The organism is Lacimicrobium alkaliphilum, from assembly GCF_001466725.1.
Lineage (GTDB): Bacteria > Pseudomonadota > Gammaproteobacteria > Enterobacterales > Alteromonadaceae > Lacimicrobium > Lacimicrobium alkaliphilum_B.
Map to the genome: position 1 here is coordinate 3,463,819 of NZ_CP013650.1, position 19,040 is coordinate 3,482,858.

12 protein-coding genes are annotated in these 19,040 nt (G+C 51.8%); 2 read left to right on the plus strand and 10 right to left on the minus strand.

Translation table 11 applies throughout. The features are described from left to right. Positions 1-3: 3 nt before the first annotated feature. The 3 genes from AT746_RS15695 to AT746_RS15705 form a co-directional block, all read right to left on the minus strand. Complete coding sequence (locus AT746_RS15695) at positions 4-1,386, minus strand: tetratricopeptide repeat-containing sulfotransferase family protein (RefSeq protein WP_062482121.1); 1,383 nt, start codon at positions 1,384-1,386, stop codon at positions 4-6. 20 nt (positions 1,387-1,406) lie between these two features. After that, entirely contained in the window at positions 1,407-3,833 is a 2,427-nt protein-coding gene (locus AT746_RS15700) for a TonB-dependent receptor (RefSeq protein WP_062482124.1), read from the minus strand. A 100-nt stretch (positions 3,834-3,933) separates the two neighbouring features. Then, positions 3,934-4,797 carry a carbon-nitrogen hydrolase family protein gene (locus tag AT746_RS15705; protein WP_062482127.1) on the minus strand — a complete coding sequence of 288 codons (864 nt, stop codon included), beginning with the start codon at positions 4,795-4,797 and terminating at the stop codon, positions 3,934-3,936. Positions 4,798-4,878: 81 nt separating this feature from the next. Here AT746_RS15705 and AT746_RS15710 point away from each other — a divergent pair, with 81 nt between their 5' ends. Next, entirely contained in the window at positions 4,879-5,205 is a 327-nt protein-coding gene (locus tag AT746_RS15710) for a hypothetical protein (RefSeq protein WP_156413718.1), read from the plus strand. 42 nt (positions 5,206-5,247) lie between these two features. Here the strand turns inward: AT746_RS15710 and AT746_RS15715 are convergent, their stop codons facing one another. The 3 genes from AT746_RS15715 to AT746_RS15725 form a co-directional block, all read right to left on the minus strand. After that, on the minus strand, positions 5,248-7,056 hold the full coding sequence (locus AT746_RS15715; protein WP_082633419.1) for a PLP-dependent aminotransferase family protein: 1,809 nt from the start codon (positions 7,054-7,056) through the stop codon (positions 5,248-5,250). A 44-nt stretch (positions 7,057-7,100) separates the two neighbouring features. Beyond that, complete coding sequence (locus AT746_RS15720; RefSeq protein ID WP_082633305.1) at positions 7,101-8,249, minus strand: MFS transporter; 1,149 nt, start codon at positions 8,247-8,249, stop codon at positions 7,101-7,103. Positions 8,250-8,704: 455 nt separating this feature from the next. Beyond that, entirely contained in the window at positions 8,705-11,641 is a 2,937-nt protein-coding gene (locus AT746_RS15725) for a choice-of-anchor D domain-containing protein (protein ID WP_062482138.1), read from the minus strand. A gap of 241 nt (positions 11,642-11,882) precedes the next feature. On the opposite strand from AT746_RS15725, the gene AT746_RS15730 reads away from it, so the two are divergent. After that, on the plus strand, positions 11,883-14,051 hold the full coding sequence (locus AT746_RS15730; protein ID WP_062482142.1) for a M3 family metallopeptidase: 2,169 nt from the start codon (positions 11,883-11,885) through the stop codon (positions 14,049-14,051). A gap of 536 nt (positions 14,052-14,587) precedes the next feature. On the opposite strand, the gene AT746_RS15735 is transcribed toward AT746_RS15730, so the two are convergent. From AT746_RS15735 to epd, 4 genes are all read right to left on the minus strand, one after another. Further along, the gene (locus AT746_RS15735; RefSeq protein WP_082633306.1) at positions 14,588-15,373 is read right to left on the minus strand and encodes a DUF481 domain-containing protein; all 786 of its coding nucleotides are present in this window, start codon (positions 15,371-15,373) and stop codon (positions 14,588-14,590) included. 180 nt (positions 15,374-15,553) lie between these two features. After that, on the minus strand, positions 15,554-16,453 hold the full coding sequence (locus AT746_RS15740; protein WP_062482145.1) for a fructose bisphosphate aldolase: 900 nt from the start codon (positions 16,451-16,453) through the stop codon (positions 15,554-15,556). 255 nt (positions 16,454-16,708) lie between these two features. Next, positions 16,709-17,884, minus strand: a complete 1,176-nt coding sequence (locus AT746_RS15745; protein WP_062482148.1) for a phosphoglycerate kinase — start codon at positions 17,882-17,884, stop codon at positions 16,709-16,711. A 138-nt stretch (positions 17,885-18,022) separates the two neighbouring features. Continuing rightward, positions 18,023-19,030, minus strand: coding sequence for an erythrose-4-phosphate dehydrogenase (gene epd / locus AT746_RS15750; RefSeq protein ID WP_062482151.1), 1,008 nt, complete (start codon positions 19,028-19,030; stop codon positions 18,023-18,025). Between the last annotated feature and the right edge of the window lie 10 nt (positions 19,031-19,040).

Genomic DNA, 19,040 nt, shown 5'->3' on the forward strand with positions numbered 1-19,040 from the left:
GTCTCAGCTCAGGCGCTTTTCCAGCTCCACCAGTTGCGCTTTGTAGTGACGCCATTTGCCCACTGAGCTGGTGTAAAGGCGCTGGCGAATCTGCGCGGCACTGCCGGTGGTGCTGGCATCGGCATTACGTTCAAAGTGCAGGCAGTCTGCCTGCCACTCCAGATTGCAGTATCCGAGCACAGACTTAAGCGCGGTTTGTGGTTCACGCACCAGTTGTTCATAAGATAATTCCAGGACTGAACCGGGCAATGCCTGTTGCCAGTGCGCCATTAGCCGCTGGTAGGCCTGATAATATTGCCCCAGTTCATCCAGGTTGTAAGAAAACGGGTAGGCGTGGGTAAACAAATGCTTGTAGATGGCATAGCAGGTATCCATGGGGTCGCGCTGTACATGGATGATTTTTGCATTTGGCAATGCCAGCTTAATCAGGCCAATATACAGAAAATTCAGTGGCAGCTTGTCGATAAAATAGGGCTTGTGGCCGGTATCCGGTCGGGTGCTGTGGATATAACGCTCGCCCAGTGCGGTAAAATCCAGCTCTGCACTCAGTTGAATCGCCTCAAGGATATTACCGGGCTGCCCCAACGTGCGGATTTGTGCCATCATCGCCTGGGAAAAGTTATTCAGCTCCCCCGCCATACTCACCTGAGCATGACTGCCCAGCATGCGTTCAATTAAGGTGGAGCCTGTACGTGGCATGCCCAGAATAAAAATCGGTTCGGCGCTGGCATAACCGCTCCCCGCCTTTTGCTGCAATTGCTGTTTTGAGAACACTTGTGCGATTTTTTGCATAATCGCCAGATCCCGCCTGACATCATAGTTAAGATGAGCCCGGCGTAAATCAGCGCCCTGCTTCAGGGCCGTAAAAGATTCAGGATAATTCTGCAGATCCTCCAGTTCCTTAGCCAGTGCATAGTGAAGATGCACCTGTTGTTTGGGTTCCTGAGCGGGTTTTTGCAGCAGCTGTTTAAGCTCGGCGATATGATTGTGTTTGCTGGTTTGGATGCGCAAGGATGAGCGCAGATGCTGCGCCTCACCATCACCGGGATTAAGCTCAAGAGCCTTATCCAGGGCCTGTTCAGCCCCCTTAAGATCACCCAAAATGCGTAACATGGTGGCCAGGTTATAGTGATATACCGCCTTATCCGGTGCCAGCTCTGCAGCTTTGGCAAACCAGAATGCGGCATCTCGCCAGGCTTTATTCTGGCTGAAAAAAAATGCCAGTTCAGCCACTGAACCGGCATCGGCTCGGCTCAGACTTTGTTTTGCAAAGTCATCGGCCAGAGCTGCCAGCAAAGCCGAAGCCTGCTGGCGTTGCCCGGCCTCTGTCAAAGATCGGGCTTGTTGCAGCTGTTGTTGTATCTCGCCATTGGCGGCTAAGGGCATAGTCTCATCCGGAAAATGTCTTAGAAACGGTAGTTAAATGACACCCCTACCGTTCTTGGCTGGCCAATATAATCCTTTGAGGCGTTGCCATAAAAGTTTTCTGCCGGGTCTGTGCCCATATAGGCCTCTGACAATACTCCGGTCACCGCATCTTCACCGAACAGATTTTTCACGTACAGGGTGGCTATCCAGTCATCGGCGTGTAGCGCAACACCGGCATTAGCCAGCCAGAAGCCTGGCAGGTCAATATCAAAGGTTGGATTACTGCTCAGGGCATTACGCGAGTCAGACTGATAATATACGCCTACACGGCTGACCAGATAATAATCGCTGTTGATATCATGGGTCTGCTCCAGCCCGGCACTTAAGGTATGGCGCGCGGTACTGGGCAGTCGATCGCCGGCTTCGGCCTGCAGGAACTCGCCCGGAGCGGCTTCGGTGCCCGATGGAATATACAGATCATCGGTCAGCTTGGCATTGGTCAGGGCATACTGAGCGGTAAACTGCAGATCATCGGTAATATAACCGCGGGTTTCAATCTCCAGCCCTTTGGTTTCTGCCGACTCACCGTTTACTGCGGCATAGAAGCCCCAGTTTGGCGTTGCCACATTAAGCTGCGGCTCCTGCCAGTCCATCAGGTATAACGACAGTGAGTAGAAGAAACGCCCGGTATTGCCCTTTACACCCAGCTCATAGTTGGTAACGCTGTCTGAGTCATAATTCAGATAGGCCGGGTTCTCGGCAAAGCCACCGGTCAGGGGCACTGCACTGGTACCACCGCGGCGGTAGCCCTCAGACACAGTACCGTAGAGCATCGCCTGGTCAGATAAATCGTAGGAAACGTTAACCTTAAACAGCGTGCCGCTGTCGTCACTGGCAGAGCTCACATCAGATTCGCCGGGATAGATCGGCAGTTCAATAGTCGTAGTGTTCTCAATATCATTGTCAAACCGGCGCAGGCCAAGGGTGGCACGAAAATCATCACTGAAGTGATAAGTCAGCTCACCAAAGATGGACATATCCTTCACATTGCCCTTATCACGATATCTGAAATCCTGATCGGTAAGGGTGCCTCCCCAGGACGCCAGGGTTTCATCGAAGCCACTGGCCTGGGCCCACTCTGAAAAGCCCGGCATAAAGCTGTCCTGACTGGCTGAGGTATCCTGATCCATATAAAAGGCACCCACTATCCAGTCAATCGGGCCTTGGGTACTGGATACCAGCCGCAACTCCTGGGCAAAAGCCTCGTCAGCATAGGTACGGACAGCCTGCGCCATAGGCCGGGGGGAACCGCCATAGAACCAGGCGAACCAGTTATTCTGAGCATAGAAACCGGTGTTATCACTAACAGAACTGCCGTCATGCTCATACTTTGAGGTACTGGATGAGAGCGTGGCAAAGCCTAAGTCCCACTCCATTTCCAGTGCCAGCAGGTCGACCTTACGTTCACTGGGCTCAAGCTGAATAGCACCATTCTGGTAATCACCGTATTGCTGTTCCTCGCCTGTTACCCAGTGAGTGCCACGAGTCACCTGACGGCGCCCGCCAATATCATCAGACTGATATTGATAGGAAAGCAGCGCACTGAATTCTTCAGATGGCTGGAACAACAACGACATGCGACCGTAATCAATATCAACGGTGTCGGCGTCTTCTTTACTGGTAAACACCGGGCGACCATTGGCAATATCGCCACCTTCGGCTACTGGCGCACCGGCATTGTTAAGCTCATAGATAGTGCTGTAATCGACGATACCGTCATTGCGGATCACCCCAGCATTGGCACGAAAGGCCAGGGTATCGGTAAGCGGAATATTGATCATGCCATCAATATTCTTATTAAAGCCATCCGAGCCGGAGCTGCGGCTTAAGTTAGCCCCTGCCGAACCGGAAAAATAATCCAGATCCGGGCGGTTCATCTTATAGCGCACCGTTCCGGCCAGGGCGCCGGAGCCATAAAGTGTGCCCTGCGGGCCACGCAGTACTTCAACGGCTTCGATATCTTTAAGAATAAAGTTGGCAAAAATCGGCGTGTCGTTCACATAGGACGACACCGTGGGTGCGGCATTTAAGGCGAAGTCGCCATTACCGGAAGAGTCTACATTCATGCCGCGGATAATGATGTTATTCAGCACACCAGAGTTACGATAGCCGCGGTCAACGGCGGTCACACCGGCCATATTGCGAATCATCTCTACCGAATCAACAATCTGCGCTTCTTCAAGCTGGCTGCCATTGATAACCGAGATATTGTAGGGGGTATCTTCAACCGTTGTGATGCGACGGCTGGCGGTGACCTGAATACGCTCCAGCTCGATCACTTCTTTGTCCTGCTCTGCTTCCTGTGCCACTGCCAGCGCCGGCAGCATCGTTGCTGCGGCAATAGCCAGGGCCACGGGGTTAAGGGCAAAACCTGTTCTTTTATTCACCTTTGTCTGAGTCTGCATAACATCTTCCTCTGGTTTTTATTCTGTTCAACACTCTAAGAAATCGTTCGGGTTCCGGTTAGAGCCAGTTTTTAATTATTGTCCGGGCCAGTTGCACGCTTTATTCTGACCAATCAGGCTTGGCCGGTTTCTGCAACGGCCCCAGGGCGTTCAGGGCCGCCGAACTGGCACCTTTCTGGTACTGGGGATAAACAACCGGGTTATCGCGAAAGCTCTTCAGCGGTTGTCCCAGGCTGTGCCAGCCGTTTTCCCGTACCCGGCGTACATAATCAAAATCAATATCCACCACAATGGCTTCCTGCGTATCACCGGCCTGATAGATCACCTCACCACCTGGCCCTGCCACGATAGAACGCCCCATGCCCAGCTTGCCGGCACCGTTAATATCCACCATATAACACTGGTTAGTGGCGGCATTGGCGCGGGCGATGGCCAGCTCCACATCTCTGTCGATGGTATTGGTTAAAGTAGGATGTAAAATCACCTCAGCCCCTTTCCAGGCTAAGGCCCTGACGGTTTCGGGGAACCACATGTCATAACAGATAGACAGGCCAAAACAGCCCTCACCGGGGATATCAAAGGTGACAAAATCCTCTCCGCAGGACACGCCTTCTTCATAGGGCAGAAAAGGAAAGATTTTGCGATAACGGGCAAGCACCTCGCCTTTGGGGCTGAGCACCGAAAGAGTATTAAAGATACGCTCCTGATCGCGCTCAAACAGCGAACCTGTGACCAGATACACCTCGGCCTGCATCGCCAGTTCAGCGTAGGCATCTTCAAGGGGACCGGGCATAGGCTCTGCAAAACGCGGCGCTGGCCCACAGTTACACAACTCAGACAATATGACCATCTGCAGATTGGGAAAGCGCTTCTTCAGGCTCAGCACCTCAGCACTGATATGCTCAAAATTATTCTGATGGGGTTCCAGCTCCAGCTGCAAACCTGCCAGGGTGAATACACTCATCGGTTCTCCTTAATGCCAAACGTCGGCCTTTCGATTGCTTACCAGCTTAGGGACAACCGCCAACAGGCAACAGGACCAGTTTTGCAAAAGTTAAGGAGCCAGAAGAAATCAGAAGGCTGTGCAGGAAGCCGGATTTATCCCCGGGACTTGAAGGCGAGAGGAGGAACTGTTGGTAAAGCGCCGATGAAATTCTGTTTTGAGCGAATGGCAAAGAAAATCTGCCCCGTTTTAGCTTTGGCTCTGACCAGTTTTTTTGCTTTCTTATTAGGGGTTGCTGGCTCAATAACAGGCTCATTTGCGTTTGAGTATCTAAATAAGGGAGGAAATCAGCAGTCACATATAAAACGTAGTGCTTTAAATGGACAGCCTGTAGTTGAAGACTCATCATCCAGGCAGTCAGTCAATTAGCCAAGCATTAACGCCCTTCTGACACTGTACCAACAAAAAGCACTACTCTCCTTCTTCACCCGGAATGGTATAAAAGGCCGCATCCACTAACTGGCCATCGCGCACCCAGTGAATGCGGTTATCGTTGATATAAATCTCGAACCCCAGCAGTTCACCGTATGACCAGCTTTGCCACTGGCGGTACCAGGTATCGCCTTTTAGCCACCAGGTGCCGGTATCGTGTTTTTCATCGGTATGGCCTTCCCAGCCTTCCATGGTGCCATTGGCCCGCAAGTGGATACGGTAGGGGTCGCCAAAAACGGTACGGCCGATGAACTGGCAGTTGGACACAAACGCCAGCAGGGCATCACCACTGAGGCGCTGGCCCCAGTCTCTGTCCTGCTGCTCTCTGAACTCTTCGATTAATCTGGCCAGCCGCTCTATGCCTTCCCGTATTTTGGCGGCGGGAATACTGCGTACACCAAGACGGAAATACTGTTCGGGCTTTTCCCGCCCGCCATAAAAGCGGTGCACCGGCTCGATCAGTATGCCGGTTTTGGCCGCTTCGGCGGCAAATCGCTGGCTGTTTAATCCGGGCGGGCCTTTGATCCACACCGTACTGCCACCTACGGTTTCAGAGGTGACAATATAAGGGCCGAGATAATGATTCAGGGCCTCGCGCATTTCCTGCCAGCGCAGATTCAGTTCCTGATGAATACGGCGCATGGTCATATCGTAATAACCCAGCGATAAAAATAACGCCATAATCCGCTGATTATTGGCCGGGGGGTGGCGCAAGGATAAAGAACGCAGCCGCCTGGCTTGTTTAATCAGGGCTTTAGGCGCCACCATAAAGCCTAAGCGCAGCCCCGGTGCCAGCACCTTGGAAAAGCTGGATACGTACACCACCCGGCCCGCATTATCCATGCTTTTGAGCGCAGGATGGGGGTTACTGAGAAAATTCGCTTCACTTTCGTAATCATCTTCGATGATCACAAAATCATCCTGCTGCGCCTGCTCAATCAGCCTTTCGCGCTTCTCTCTGGACATGGTCACCGCGGTGGGCACCTGATGGCTGGGGGTCACATACAGCACATCGGTTTGCGGGGCGATATCCTCAAGGCGGATGCCGTCGGCCTCTATAGCGGCAAACTGCAGCGGGCAATACATCAGTTGCGCCAGTTGACGAATACCCTGATAACCGGGCTCTTCGGTGGTCAGTAACCGGGTATTACTTAACAACAGCCTGGCCAGTAAATAGAGTGCGTGCTGGGAGCCAAGGGTGATCAGGATCTCGTCTGCCTCAGCAAAGATCCCCCGACGCGGCAGTACCTTAGTGCGGATCTCCTGGATCAGCAGCTCATCATCTTTATTGCCGCTATCTCTGGCCCAGCTTTTGATCTCATCCACATTCTGGCTGAGCCGCGAGCATTCCCGCCATTGATTGAGCGGAAACAGCGATTGATCGTACTGACCATCAATAAAAGGAAAAGGGTATTGCTGCCAGTTATCCGGATAGGGCGGCGGGCTTTTTTCTACTTTAATACCATGCAGCGCCCCTTCCCAGTCAAACTGATTGGCCGCCACAGCAGGCGCGGCAGCCTGCTCGGCATAATCCTCAAACACTTCGTCATTAACATAAATGCCACTGCGCTCGCGGCTGACCAGATAGCCTTCATCGACAAGTTGTTCATAGGCCGCCACCACCGTATTGCGGGATACGCCCAATTGTTCAGCCAGCTTCCGGCTGGAAGGCATTTTACTGGCAGCGGAAAAATAACCGCTGTGGATGGCGCCGATCAGTTTTTGCTGTAATTGTTTCTGCAGGCTGGTTTTATCGTCATCGTCCAGAACAAACAAATGCTGCGGCATAGAGGCATCAAAGTACAATTCACAAGACTGCCATCTTGCCCGCTTCAACTTTGCTTATCAAGCAGCCTGGCCGGAAACAGACAGGCCAGCAGACAAAGTACCAGCGCCACCACAGCAATGTTGATCAACTGGCCATAACCTTCATCGGTGAGGATCATCGCCGCCACAAAGGGGCCGGAGGCCAGTCCGGTTTTAGAGGCAAAACCGCCCAGCGCGGCCATCTTGCCGGCCTTGTCGAACTCCGCACAGATACCTAATAAATAGGCGATACTAAAGGCCCAGGTCACGCCAACCAGCACATTAGCCAGCCAGAAAATCGCGGCCATCTGACTGAAATGCAGTGCAAAGGTGGCCAGGGTTGTCATACCTATGGCGACCACAAGGGGCAAAGTGCGGCCAAAGCGGGTAGAGAACAGGATCACCAGACCAGAGCCGAGCAGCCCTATCCAGGCTGAAACGCCAAGAGTGGGTGAAATAAATTTAATATCCAGGCCGGCCTGCTGACCGAGGTCGATAATATAGGCATACAGACCCATATTAGCGGCCTGAAACAAGAATACCGCTGCCAGAGCCGAGGCCAGAGGCTTAGATTGTATCGGCGCCACAACCTTGTCAGGATCCGGCTTTTGTATCGGATAGTCACCAAGAAAGCTCAGCATCACCAGCGACACTGCGCTGAACGCGATCAGCGCCAGAAATAACGCGGCTGTACCATACATCGGTGCCAGTGGCGGCAGTAACATCACGCCAAAACCACCGAGACCAAACTGTACAAACAGCAGATACCCAAAGGTTTTATGCACCTGACTGACCCGGGCAATCACCGCAAAGGAAATACCCACCAGCAGGCCACCCACACCACCATGCAACGCCCTTAGCGGCATCATAACCTCAGGCGTTGACACAATAATAGACAGGCCATCGAGTAACATCAGGCAGACCAATAAACCCGCCGCTGCGGGTCGCCAGGGCACTCGGGTTACCAGAAACACCGCCACAAAGGCCCCTACCGCCGCACCATAGATATTCAGCGATGCCACTAAACCCGCATCGGCACGGGAGAAGTTCAGGGATTCAATCAACCCTGAAACAATGGCCGGCATAATATTCACATAGAAGAGCCCGGCTGTGGCTAAAAATGCCAGCATAATCCGCGCCGCTGTGCCATCTGGTGCAAGGGTAGGTAATTTCATTAATTTACTGCTTAGACTTATTATCATACTCACCAGATTATCAGCTTAAGGCTATCCGTTAAGGACCAGTTAGATACCGTCTTTGGCGCCAGTTTTTATTTTTCACCACAGAGTCGCAGAGCACGCCGAGCAGAGCAATTCTATGTAGGGTTGAATTTATTCGACTACCCCAGAATATTTGTCAAATAAATTTTATCTCGCAGAGGCGCAAAGACGCAGAGGTTGTAAGGCTGGTGTTCTCCGCGAACTCTGCGTCTCAGCGGTACATCTCTATTCTTCTCAAAGGTGCTGGACAAGCCCGATAACGGCACTCGGGCATGACCGATTGTCGTTCCCACGTGCCGTTGGCGGGAACCCAGTGTCTGCATACACACCGACGAAACACTGAGTACGCAGAAGAACAACCCTCTCATCCTCTGTGTCCTCCGTGTCTCTGTGGTGAAAATAATCTTTTATCAATTACAAACCGGGGCGATTTTATCCAGCTCTTTAACTGTTTTGGTAAAGCCATACTCGCTGTTGTCGCTGACATAGTAATACAGCATATCATTTGGCAACAGCACCAGGCCGATGCCGCCAAAGCCCGACATATAGGGCACCCAGGTGGGGTTGGTGCAGGCCACCTGAGTGGAAGCACTTAAGTCATAAGCCCAGAAGCCATTCTGATAACGGCTGCTGCTGGTGCCGGTCGTTAACCCACGGTTACTGGTTTGCTGTAGGGCATCAGCGAGCAGACCGGCATCGAGCATCGGCTGTCCGGCCACCTCGCCATCATCCAGTGCCAGAAAGCGGCCGATTTTCAGCAAATCATCACCGGTGAAGGTCAGGCCATATCCACCCCATACCTGCCGCTCGCTGCCATAGGTACGTTTACTCTCCCATGTCAGCGGGCTTAGATGTTTGGGTTTGAAGATCTGCTCCACCAGCAAGTCAATGTAGTAGTCTGCCTGCGCGCCCTCATTGGCCTCATACAGCTTCTGCATAGCGCGACTTAAGATATAAGTATCCGAGGTATGATAAACAAACCGGGTGCCCGGCGTACTCTTGCGCGAATAATCACAGGCATGGCTGATCTTGTCACTATGACTGGCCACCAGAAAGAACTCATCGACGGTTTTTTGTGAACCTTCATCCACCGAGTCACCCGCAGAATCATAATTGCCTGTGGTCATATCCAGCGCCTGCTCAAAGGTAACATCAGACCAGGTACTGGTAGGACACTCACTGACATAATCACTGACAATCAGACCCGCCTGCGAGCCGCCATATTGTTGCTCCAGCGCCATCAGACCTATGCCACCAACAACGGATTTGGCGGTGGAATAAGAGGGCAATGCCATCACCTCACAATAGGGGTAGTTGCCCTGGCGGGTATTACACTGGCCCTGATAATGGGTGCCCTGGTAGAGCACACCGTATGCACTTAAATGCACTGAGGTCTGGTCGCTGCCAATAGCGCTGATATTTACCCCCTGCCCCGGATAGTCGGTGGCCAATTCCGACATCGCCTTGCGTGGCAGTCTGTTACTCAGCTCTGCCACATAGTCGTTTTTAAGCTGAGTCTCGCCAGCTACGACGCCAGGGGTATAATCAGCCTCAAGTTTGCCATGCAGGTTGAATTTAAAGTACTCGCAGGTCTCCTGAGCGATCTGATAGGCCACGTCCGACACCGATCCATCATCCTTAAACAGCATTGTCATCACACCGTTATGAGTGCAGTTGGCGTTTATTTCCTGCAACGCAAAAGGAATGGCCACTCGGCTGTAACCATTATCACCATTTTCATCCCAGACCCGCCCCGGCAGCAATATCCACTCCCAGGCGGTATGCCCGGTGGCGGTAACCTGCCGGTCGACGGGGATCAGATGACTACCATGCTGTACAAAGTCAAAATCAAAAGGCGGCAGGCTATCCGGGTTGGTATAGGCCGAGGCCAGATTAGTACCCTGTTCAACCAGTGTGCCCGCTACAATATTCAGGCTAAGATTGCCACTGAAGCTGTTGGTTGGATCCGCGCCATTGGCGGGCAAGGCGTAGTGACTGTAATCCACCAGTGATACTGCGCCGCTGCCGGTGAGCTGGCTGTAGGTGAGCTGACTGCGACTGACATTACCATCACCACCGAGACAATCAAATTCACAACTGCCGGTCTGGGTGCCGGTTCCTGACAGGGCAATATTGTAAGGGTTCTGATCAGTATCATTGGAAGTAATACTGAGGCTGTCACTAAAACTGCCCTGCTCCACCGGCGTAAAATCCACCTGCAGCTGGCAACTCTGGCTCTGTGCCAGACTCTGGTTCGAGCAGTTATCTGCACTGATTGAAAAAGGCGTGGCAGCACCACTGATACTGCCAATATTGAGGCTCTGATCACCGCTGTTGCTGAGGGTAAAGCTGGCATTGACAGTATTGCCCACCGTCACAGAGCCAAAATCCCCGGAACCGCTGACACTCAGCTGTGGCCCTTGTGTCTGCCCGCCTGTGGTACCAGTCAGGCTGATATTATCGCCATAACAATAATTGCCAAACAGAGTGTAGGCGCGAATGCGCAGGCTCAAACCGGCATTATCATCCAGCCCGGTGTTAACGCTGGCACTGCGAAAATCACCGTCATCATCGCCGTTACCCAGAGTCAGCAGTGTTTGCCAGCTTTGCCCCCCGTCAGTTGAATACTCCAGGTGGCAGTTGTCACCGCTGACCAGATACAAGGCCGCCAGCTCAGCACTTAGAACCACATTCTCAGCTCCGGAAGAGGAGAGATCGATCTGGCCCTGACGCAGACCATCCAAACGCAGCGAGTAATTGCCCTGGTACAAATTTACACTGTTATTACCATTACCGCTGAAAGCCCAGCCGGCACTGTCGCCATCCTGAAAGTCCTCGCTGAACAGCGTATTCTGCGACATCGGCGTGCCGGTAAGGCTGACATTGTCGCCGTAGCAATAGTTGTCATATAAGGTGTAGGCACGAAAGCGCAGTACCAGTTGACTGATATCATCCAGCCCAGAGGTCTGGCTGAATGACACAAAAGCCCCGCCAGACTGAGCCACACCTATACTTCCAAGCGTATTCCAGTTGGCACCACCATTAACTGAGTATTCGGCGTAGCACAGATCACCGTATAGCAGGTCAGTGGCGGTAAGTTGCATATCCAGACTAACATTGTCATAACCTGCTGTAGACAGGCTTATCTGTGCCTCGCGCAAACCATCGAGGCGCAAGGAATAGTTGCCCTGATACAGATTAAGGTTGTCACTGCCATCACCGGCTGTGGCCCACTGACTATATTCACCACTTTGAAAATCATCATCAAACAAGCTGACCGCAGCCGCCTGATTGCCGATAACCAGTGCCGAGGCAAGCAGCAGCCATATAAATGGAGTCCGAAGCATAATTTTTACCTGTTGTTGTTTAAAAAAACATCAACCCACCTTAGCGCCAACAAAATTTCAGATAAGATCCAGATGGCAACTTTGCATAGGGCCAGATGCATAAAATGTTCTGAAAACTGCGTTTTATCGCAGCGCCTGTGCCGGTAGCAGCAAAGTTAGATTATTGTTGCGGTTTTCTGGCAAACTGAGGAATTAGCTAAACGTTACAATATAACAACAATCGCCCTCGACGGAGAAACCTATGCGTAAGACCCTTATCGCCACGGCCATAGCCGCCAGTCTGGCTTTGAGCGCCTGCTCCAAGCAGCCGGAAGAATCACAAAATAACAGCGAAACAGCCAGCCAGGCTGTTGCAGACAGCCAACAGGCTAATCCGCTGCTCACACCAAGCAGCCTGCAATATCAGGCTCCGGATTTCAGCATTATTGAAGATGACCATTTCCTGCCCGCCTTTGAACAGGGCATTGAGCAACATCTCAAAGAAATTGAATCGATCGCCAATAATCAGGAGCCAGCCAGCTTCGACAACACCATTGTGGCAATGGAGAAAACCGGCAGCCTGCTGACCCGCGTATCGCGTATTTTCTTTAACCTCACAGGTACTGACAGCAATGAGCAGCGTCGGGAAATTCAGAAAACCATGGCTCCGAAACTGGCCGGGCACCGCGACAATATTTACCTTAACGCTAAACTTTTTGAGCGGGTACAAGGGTTGTACGAACAGCGTGAAGAACTGGATTTAGATCCTGAATCTGCCCGTCTGCTGGATGTATACTACGACCGCTTTGTAAGCGCCGGTGCACAACTTAACGAAGAGCAAAAAACCGCTATCCGGGCGCTGAATGAAGAACATTCACAGCTGACCACAGAGTTCAGCCAGAACCTGCTGAAACTGAGCAAAGAAATCGCCGTAGTGGTAAACAGCAAGGAAGAGCTTGCTGGCATGAGTGACAGCGATATTCGCTCGGCAGCCAAAGACGCCACCGATGCCGGTCATGAAGGTAAGTACCTTATCAAGATCACCAATACCACCCGTCAGCCGGTATTAGGCTCACTGGAAAATCGTGAGCTCAGACAACGAATCTGGGAAGCCTCGGCGTATCGTGGTACCTCCGGCGAACTGGACAATAAACCTTTAGTAGCCCGTCTGGCACAGATCCGCGCAGAAAGAGCAAAGTTACTCGGCTACCCGAACTGGGCCAGCTACCAATTACAGAATACCATGGCAGAAACCCCCAGCAATGTGCTGAATATGCTCACCAGCATGGTGCCAGCTGTAGTGGAAAACACCAAAGCTGAACAGGCCGCGATTCAGGAAATGATTAATCGTGAAGGTGGTGACTTTGACGTTCAGCCATGGGACTGGGCCTATTATGCCGAAAAGGTACGTCAGGAAAAATATGATCTTGATGAGCAGGAGGTCAAACAGTACTTCGAGTTTAACCGGGTACTGCATGACGGCTTATTCTATACCATGAATCGCCTGTATGGCGTGCGCTTCGAACCGCGCCCGGATCTGCCGGTTTATCATCCTGATGTACAGGCTTTTGAAGTCTTTGACCATGGCGATAAGAGCCTGGCTATCTTCTATGCCGATTACTTTGCCCGGGAAGGCAAACGGGGTGGTGCCTGGATGAGCTCTTTTGTGGGTCAGTCCCACCTGCTGGAACAAAAGCCGGTAGTGGTGAATGTGATGAATATCCCTAAAGGGCCAGAAGGTGAACCGACTTTGGTCAGCTATGACCATGTGACCACCATGTTCCACGAACTGGGCCACGGTCTGCACGGTATGCTCTCGAATGTAAAATACCCCTCACTGGCTGGTACCTCCGTATCCCGTGATTATGTGGAATTCCCTTCTACCTTTGAGGAAGACTGGGCCGCTTACCCTGAAGTGATCGCCAACTACGCACGTCATCATGAAACCGATGAGCAGATCCCTGAGGAATTGCTGGATAAGATCATGCGTTCACGCAGCTTCAATATGGGTTTTGATACCCTCGAATATATGTCTGCCGCGCTGCTGGATATGGAACTGCATACTCTGAGTGCCGATGCACCACTGATTGATGCAACAGAATTTGAACAGGCGGCACTGGAGAAATACGGCGTAGATCTGCCTGCCGTACCGCCACGTTATAAATCAACCTTCTTCGCCCACTCAGTAGGTGGTGGTTACTCGGCTGGCTACTATGCCTATATGTGGAGTGAAATTCTGGCTGCCGATGCGTTCGCCTATGTGCAGAGCTTAGGCGGACTGACCCGTGAAAACGGTGAGCTCTACCGCAAGCACATTCTGGAAACGGGCAATTCACGGCCGCCGATGGAATCTTATATCAAATTCCGTGGCCAGGAGCCGACCACAGAAGCCCTGCTGATCCGCCGTGGTCTGAAAACCAAAGTGGAGTAAAGGTAAAAGCCTATCCCTCTCGCAGAGGCGCAAAGAACGCGGAGGCAAAGAGATTAAAGATTCAAATCTCCGTGCTCTCAGCGTCTCTGCGGTGAAACCTGTTTTTTGTGTTGTTGGTGCTAAATAAAAGGCGCTGGGTTCACAGCAACCATTGAATGACCAATGTGCTAACGGTTACACGGTGCAATCAAAGGTGCTGGGCGGGTCCGCCTACAGCATACGGGAACGACCGTCCGTCATGCCCGAATGTTGTTATCTGGCATCCAGTGACCTTTGAAAATCTCAAATTAACCCCAGAGCCACGGAGGGCACAGAGATCTGGAGGGTTTGTCCCCTTTTACTTCTCGGCGGCTCTGTGGCTCTGTGGTGCAAATGCTTTGCGCAGTTGTAGATAAATGCAGCCAGGGTAGCCCGTCAAGTAGCGCAGCGGATTGCGGGTTCTCCCGGATTCCGCTTCGCTCCATCCAGACTACCTGAGCTGAAAACAAAAACGCCGGTCAACTGACCGGCGTTTTTAACTATCGGAATGCTGATAATCAGAAGAAGTTATAGACCAGTGTTACCGAGGTCTGGGTATCCAGTTCTTCAATATCATCTGCCACATCAGTATTGTGGTTCAGTATCAACGCCACTTTCAGAGCCAGTGAACCATTGATCTGCGCGGAAACAGAAGACTCAGATTTGGACTTGGTATTCTCATTACCCACTTCAGTACTGAAGGTCTGACGGAACTCAGAAGTACCGGAAATTTTCCAGCGATAATCCAGTGCGCCCCGAACTATCATACCGTTTACGCTCTCGCCGGTTTCGCGCTCTGCCATCGAATAACCAGGACCGATGCTATAGGTAAAAGAAGAAACATCGGTTTTCCATAACTCCTGTGCCCAACCTGCTGCTATTGTCGCCTGGTGATTGAAACCACTGAATCTGTCATCTTCATAAGAACCAAAAGCGAACAAGCGATGCTTGGGATTTTCCAGTTTGTAACTTCCCTGACCTGACAGGAAAATCTTCTGCGCAGTTGTCTGGGTTTCAGTTTCGTCATCAACCGTCACCTCATCCTGCTTGTAAAACCCCTCTATCGTATAGTCGTTGCTCCACTGAGACAATTCCTGGTGAGCGTTGATTCTGCCTTTGAAGGTAGACGCTTCGGTATTACCTGTGGTCACGATAATGCCCAGCTCACCATCCATAGTAAAAGGCTTTTCCGTCTCTTCAGGAGTCGTCGTATCTGCGGCAAATACGACATCCAGACTATTAGCCTGGGCCAAAAAAGGCAGGGTGAGAATGGCCGCCAGGGCCAAAGTGGTCTTCTTTATCATCGAGCTTACGTTCCGGGTGGTTGAAAATCTGGCGCAATTGTAACTAAATTACAAGCCAGTTTGCAGGGGTTGCGGTTATTTTTTAACCGTTTAAATAATATATTCAGATACTTTTGCTTCAATCTGATAAAAAATCACCGTAATAATCATGTTATTACGGTGATTGATAGCTTAAAGCAATCAGGACTTGGATGCCTGATAGATACTCTCGATAGTCGCATCCAGCGTGGCGTTAAAGTCTTCATCTGATTGCTGTGCGGACAATCCTTCTGTCAGCGCCCGCGAGAAGCTGGCGATCATGCCATGATTTCTGCTCAGACGCTGGTTAGCTTCTTCACGGCTGTAACCGCCGGAGAGGGCCACCACACGAACAACATTGCCATGCTCAATGCAATCCCTATAGAAATTGTCTTCTTCGGGCAGGGTGAGTTTGAGCATCACTTTCTGTGCCGTAGACAAACTGTCCAGTTCGGCCAGAATATCCTGCTTGAGCAGGGCTTCGGCTTCGGCCTTATCCGGGCAGTGAATATCCACTTCCGGCTCAATAATAGGCACCAGACCCGCAGCCATAATATGGCTGGCCACTTCAAACTGCTGCGCCACGACTTCACGGATCCCCTCAGCATTAGCCTGTTTGATCACCGAACGCATCTTGGTACCGAATACGCCCTGATCATTGGCCTTGGACAATAATTTACCCAGCTCAGGCATGGGCTTCATCAACTGTACCCCTTTTGCCTCATCGGCAAGGCCTTTGTCCACTTTCAGAAAAGGCACAACCTGCTTTTCCTTCCACAGATAACGGGATGAATATTCCCCTTCGACATAACGATCCAGGGTGTTTTCAAACAAAATGGCGCCCAGTATGCGCTCACCGTTAAAAGCCGGACTGGTAATAATGCGGGTGCGCATCTGGTGTACCAGATCAAACATTTCCTCGTCTGAACTCCAGGCAGACTCATCAAGCCCATACAGTTTCAGGGCTTTTGGGGTACTGCCACCGCTTTGATCCAGAGCGGCAATAAAGCCATCCTGATTCTGCACTTTTTCCAGCATTTTTGCTTTGGCTTCGGCTGCCATTGGCAACTCCTTTTTTATTGTAGGGGGCGCTGAGCTGTATTCAGAATCAGCGCCGGGATACAGAGATATTGTCAGTTAGTATAGCTAAGGCGTTAGCCGCCCTTCTTATTTTTAAGCAGCCCAACGGCGCTGCACCTGTAGGTCGGACTTTAGTCCGACACCAATGTGAATGCTTGTGATCCTTTGTCGGACTGGTCTACGAAATGCATCCCTGCAACGTCGACATACCGTCCATCCCTGGACATAAATTCCGACCTACTTAGCCCTTTGTTCCAGCATAGTGACTGCCGGTAAGGCCTTGCCTTCAAGAAATTCCAGAAAGGCACCACCACCGGTACTGATATAAGAGATCTTATCGGCAATCTCATACTTATCAACCGCCGCCAGGGTGTCACCACCGCCCGCTATAGAGAAGGCGTCGCTGTCGGCAATCGCATGAGCCAGGACTTTGGTGCCAGCACCAAACTGGTCAAACTCAAACACCCCTACCGGGCCATTCCAGACAATAGTACCGGCTTTTTTAATCTGCTCGGCCAGTCTTTCGGCAGTTTGCGGTCCGATATCGAAGATCATATCCGATTCGCTCACTTCACTCACCTTTTTATGGGTCGCCACCGCAGTTTCAGAAAACTCCTGCCCCACCACCACATCGTCCGGCACCGGAATATCACCACCATTGGCGCGGGCTTTTTCCAGCAGGCGTTTGGCTTCAGGGATAAGGTCCGCTTCATACAAAGATTTACCTACAGGATTACCGGTCGCGGCGATAAAGGTATTGGCAATACCGCCACCCACTATCAGCTGATCGACTTTTTCTGACAAGGCTTCCAGTACGGTTAACTTTGTAGAAACCTTGGAGCCACCCACAATCGCCAGTAGCGGCCTGGCCGGGTTCTGCAGTGCCTTGCCCAGGGCTTCCAGCTCAGCGGCCAGCAATGGCCCGGCGCAAGCCTGTGGTGCAAACTTACCCACGCCATGGGTAGAGGCCTGTGCACGGTGGGCCGTGCCAAAAGCATCCATCACATAAATATCACACAAGGCGGCGTATTGCTTTGACAACGTCTCATCATCTTTTTTCTCGCCGGGATTAAAACGCACATTCTCCAGTACCACCAGCTCGCCTTCGGCCACCTCTACACCATCAAGGTAATCACTGGCCAGGCGCACCGGACAATCAAGGGCCTTGTTAAGGTAGTCCACTACTGGTTGCAGGGAATACTGAGCTTCAAACTGGCCTTCTGTGGGGCGCCCTAAATGGGACATCACCATCACTCTGGCTCCGGCTTTAAGGGCTGCTTTGATAGTGGGCAGAGAGGCTTTAATGCGGGCATCAGAGGTCACTTTACCCTCTTTGACCGGCACGTTGAGATCCTGGCGGATCAATACCCGTTTACCGGCAAGATCCAGCTCCGACATTTTCAAAATATTCATATCACACCCTTTAAGTTGTAAGTTATCAGTAATCAGAACGTAGCCCGTCAAGAAGCGCAGCGGATTGCGGGATTTTCATAAGCGGAGATTCCCCGGATTCCGCTTTGCTGCATCCGGGCTACCCACTGAAGACTTTTTCTAACGCGCCCCCATGGCCATGGCTGTATCCAGCATACGATTGGCAAAGCCCCATTCGTTATCACACCAGACCAGAGTTTTTACCAGGCAATTGTGACTGACCCGGGTCTGGGTACCATCAACGATGGCGGAATGGGGATCATGGTTAAAGTCACAGGACACCAGTGGCTCTTCGGTATAACCGAGAATCCCTGCCAGGCGGCCTTCTCTGGCCTGCATCAGGGCCTGATTGACCTGCGCGATATTAACCTTCTGATTTAAGGTTACACTGAGATCCATGGCGGTAACATTAATAGTCGGGACACGCACGGCAATGGCTTCAAAGCGACCGGCAAATTTCGGCAGAATACGTTCGATACCACGGGCCAGCTTGGTATCCACCGGAATAATAGACTGGCTGGCAGCGCGGGTACGGCGCAGGTCATCATGATAGGCATCAATCACCTGCTGGTCATGCATGGAGGCGTGAATAGTGGTAATAGTGCCGCTGTCCACACCAAAAGCCAGATCCAGTGCCTGAATCACCGGCACAATACAGTTGGTCGTGCAGGAACCATTGGAGACAATACGATCTGTGGCCTTAAGCATGTCGTCGTTAATGCCATAGATCACCGTCGCGTCCATATCCGGGCCACAGGGCTGTGAAAACAGCACCTTCTTCGCCCCCTGGGCAAGATGCTGCTCACCGTCGGCGCGGTCACCAAACACACCGGTGCATTCAAGTACAATATCCACATCCAGTTCCGACCAGGGCAATGCTGCAATATCTGCATGCTGCAATAGACGGATCGGGTCGCCAGCCACATTCAAAATGGTGCCATCGAGACGCACATCGAAGGCGAAACGCCCGTGAGAAGTATCATACTTAAGCAGATGCGCCACCCCTTCGGGTTTGGCCAGCTCATTGATCGCGACCACCTGGATCTGGCTGTTACGCCCACTTTCATAAAGGGCCCGCAACACATTGCGGCCAATCCGGCCAAAACCATTAATGGCAATACGTAACATCCAAAAGCAC